General features: G+C 42.2%; 4 protein-coding genes. 3 read left to right on the forward strand and 1 reads right to left on the reverse strand.

Annotated features, from left to right (window positions below; translation table 11 throughout):
- The coding region (locus tag AB4496_RS01935) for a hypothetical protein (protein WP_372130526.1) at positions 1 to 190 on the reverse strand (190 nt) is incomplete at its 3' end.
- A gap of 278 nt (positions 191 to 468) precedes the next feature.
- On the opposite strand from AB4496_RS01935, the gene AB4496_RS01940 reads away from it, so the two are divergent.
- From AB4496_RS01940 to AB4496_RS01950, 3 genes are all read left to right on the forward strand, one after another.
- Positions 469 to 1,572, forward strand: a complete 1,104-nt coding sequence (locus tag AB4496_RS01940; RefSeq protein ID WP_009845981.1) for a hypothetical protein — start codon at positions 469 to 471, stop codon at positions 1,570 to 1,572.
- A 426-nt stretch (positions 1,573 to 1,998) separates the two neighbouring features.
- Positions 1,999 to 2,601: a transcriptional regulator BetI gene (betI, locus tag AB4496_RS01945; protein ID WP_009845980.1), complete on the forward strand. Its 603-nt coding sequence runs from the start codon at positions 1,999 to 2,001 to the stop codon at positions 2,599 to 2,601.
- Between the two features lie 116 nt (positions 2,602 to 2,717).
- The coding region (locus AB4496_RS01950) for an aldehyde dehydrogenase family protein (protein WP_372130527.1) at positions 2,718 to 3,587 on the forward strand (870 nt) is incomplete at its 3' end.

Here is a 3,587-nt window from a genome sequence, read left to right on the forward strand (position 1 = left end):
GTATGACATTTGATGAGTAATAGTTACGAATACTATGAAATGTAGTCACGTAGTTCTTTGCATTTTCAACCGACACTTTTTGAACGAAATCTTCAAGGATAACGGTCGATATTAAAGAGAATAGTAAAATACAAGCAAGTGCTATTCCTATGATTGGATAAATAATGGTCCAAGATAGTGAACGCTTCATTGTCTACCTTTATTGATATTTTTAATTGCCTGACACTACTGAAGTGGCTTTCCATGTGGCTTGTTGATGATTTGTTAGCATTATATATAATTTTAGAGTGGCTGAATGTAAGCTCGTGTAACTGGTCTTATGAGTTGGTTTGCACTCTGAAGTGAGTGTTTTTAGCAAGGAAGGGGGGCGAGGATATAGATGAAATACATTCCATTACATAGTTACGACAGATAATTTAATTGTTAACCAATAGAATTTCTCCAATCAAAATTTTGGGGAATAATGGTATGAAGTACTATCGAAATACGTTGCTAGCGTTACCTTTGGCTCTCTTGGCTGGCTGTAATTCAAGTTCAAACACGGGACAATCAACCACCATTTCGCAAAAGGAACCGAAGGCTGACTACGTATTTTCTTCAGCTAAACTTGGTGAGTTGTATCAAGAGAGGCAAGAGCTCCAAGAAGAGGCTATGAAGCTCTCTTACGATGGTATTTTGTATGAAAAAATTCAGTTTGCTGAAGACATTAGTGATAAGCAAAAAGTGATTAGGCTTTTGGATGGCTTAGGTCAAAGTGTTGATCTGTACTTTCCTGAAGCTGGGTTTGATAGTTGTGGTATTTATACAGAGAGCAAGGGCTTGGATCTATTTGATTGTGATGCAGCACAACGCTTTACTTCTAGTGATACTACGTCAATAAAAGCAATGACGAAGGATAAAAAAGTCTCCGTTAATCTTGAATACCAAAACGAGTTGTCGCAATACGTGACGAGCCTAGGTTCGACGATTCTGAGTAAATCCAAAAATGGTAATAAAGTCACCATTACCACATCGTTTGCCTTCAACGCTTTTTACCGCGATGTGCTCAACGAGACTGGCGCTGTTGAACGGATTACTTCCACTCTAGGCGCATCAACCTATTCTCAGCTTTTTGATATCGTGAAGTTATACCGAGGCAGTGAGATGACGTTGAAGTTTACCAACCATATTGGCGGTAGTGCTGATGACGAAATCAACATGTACACCGGGCGTATGATCAATAACAACAAGATGACGACGGTTGTGACTCCAACGGGTTCGGTTTTTTCGGGTGGTACGGATCTATTTGCTGCTGGCAACCCACGCATATTGCAACGCGCTGATACTACCAAGGTCATTGAACTGAATAAACAGGTGGGTGTGCATAGTTGGGCTGAAGGGAATAAAACGGCCAAAGAATTCCCATACACCAATGAGAGTCATCGTCAGCAAGCGACCTATTTTAAAAAGGTGATGGGAGAAAAAGGGATAGACTTCTATATCTTCACTTTAGATTCTGCCCCGGCTTCCGGTGAACACTGGATGACCAAAGCAGACTCTGATAAGTACGGTTTTATTACTCGTATTGAGTAGTCAAAGAAAGTAACAATAACGACTCCGCAAAGGTTGGTGATGGCTCTGTCATTATCGGCCTTTTTTTTGTTCATGTCTTGATTCGTTACTTTGTTGAGTGCAGATTTCCTAATCTTAAATTTCAGTATTAAGACTCATTGATACTACCTTTTAACTTCCCCCCAAAAAGTGTCTACACGTATTCCTACTGATTTATTTTTTGCTCTTCCTAAGCAAAACTTTTGACCCGTAACCATCATACCTCAAATCTTTAATGATTTTATTTAGTGATCTAAATGATATTTAAAGCATTGTTTTAAAATAATTTATTTGATTTTGAATGGTGTGTTGTTACGAATTTGTTTTAAATAATCATTTGAACCCTAATTAAATTTCTGTCATTTTATACTTAACTGAACGTTCAATATAAAATAGAAGGAATAAGAAATGCCCAAGGTTGGGATGCCTGACATACGTAAACCACAGCTTGTTCAAGCCACCATGACGGTGATTGATCGAGTGGGTTTGCATGCCGCGAGTATTGCGTTGATCAGCAAAGAAGCGGGAGTCTCCACTGGCATTATTAATCACTATTTTGGTGGAAAGCATGGGCTGCTCGAAGAGACCATGCGAGAAATACTGCGCCAACTTTCGAATACCGTAACAACAGAATTAAAAGCGCTCCCTGCTGATGCTCACCAGCAAAGGATCAACGCTATCATCAACGGTAATTTCGAAGGCTATCAAGCGGAAAATAAAGTGTCGAAAACATGGCTCGCATTCTGGTCTTATTCGATGCATGACGCTCAACTCAAGCGCCTTCAGCGCGTGAATGAAAAGCGTTTGATTTCTCACTTACTTATTGAATTAAAATCGTTTTTTCAACCTGATCAAGCGGAATTGATCGCACACGGCATCGCATCATTAATTGATGGCATCTGGCTGAGAGGGACGCTCAATCCTGAAGGCATTAACGCCGACAAAGCTCGTGCAATCATCAATGACTACTTAGACAAGCAGCTTACGTTTTACTCGTGTCAGCGTGATTAATGAGTCATCAAAAATTCTAGTGAGTGAGCTCAAAAGGCTCGCTCTCAACAACGATATGCATTCACAAATACATAGACCGATAGAGTCTAACAACAATAATTAAGTCAGAAGATCAAATGGAAATGAACTCGTTATACATCGATGGTAAAGCGGTTGACGCTACCTCAGGCGAAACTTTCGTCAGCATTAACCCTGCAAACGGCGAACCTATCGCAACGCTTGGCCAAGCTTCTTCAGCTGACGTCGAAAATGCGATTGAATCGGCGAAGCGCGGGTTTGCGGTATGGTCAGCAATGACAGCCGTAGAACGCAGCCGCATTCTTTTAAAGGCGGTAGAGATACTTAGAGCTCGAAATAATGACCTTGCGAACCTTGAGGTTGTCGATACGGGCAAGCCATTACAAGAAGCGATCGAAGTCGATGTGGCTTCTGGCGCCGACGTTATTGAGTACTTCGCAGGGCTAGCACCTACGCTGCAAGGCGATCAACAACCTCTTAGTGACACCCAATTTTTCTACACACGTCGTGAACCGCTAGGTATCTGTGCGGGCATTGGCGCGTGGAACTATCCTATCCAAATCGCAATGTGGAAATCGGCTCCAGCACTCGCTGCGGGTAACGCGATGATTTTCAAGCCTTCAGAAGAAACGCCGCTAACGGCACTTAAACTTGCTGAGATCTTCACAGAAGCTGGCCTTCCTGATGGTGTGTTTAACGTAGTTCAGGGCGATTACCGTGTCGGCCAAATGCTAACGGCGCACCCAGACATCGCTAAAGTGTCGTTCACAGGCGAAACCGGTACGGGCAAAGCGGTAATGTCAGACAGTGCTAAAACACTCAAGTCTGTAACGATGGAGCTCGGCGGTAAATCACCAATGATCATCTTTGATGATGCGAAATTGGACGATGCGGTGTCGGCTTCAATGGTCGCTAATTTCTACACCCAAGGCGAAGTATGTACTAACGGTACTCGTGTTTATGTACAC

Source organism: Vibrio sp. 10N.222.46.A1 (assembly GCF_041473595.1).
In the GTDB taxonomy this organism is placed as follows: Bacteria; Pseudomonadota; Gammaproteobacteria; order Enterobacterales; family Vibrionaceae; genus Vibrio; species Vibrio tasmaniensis_A.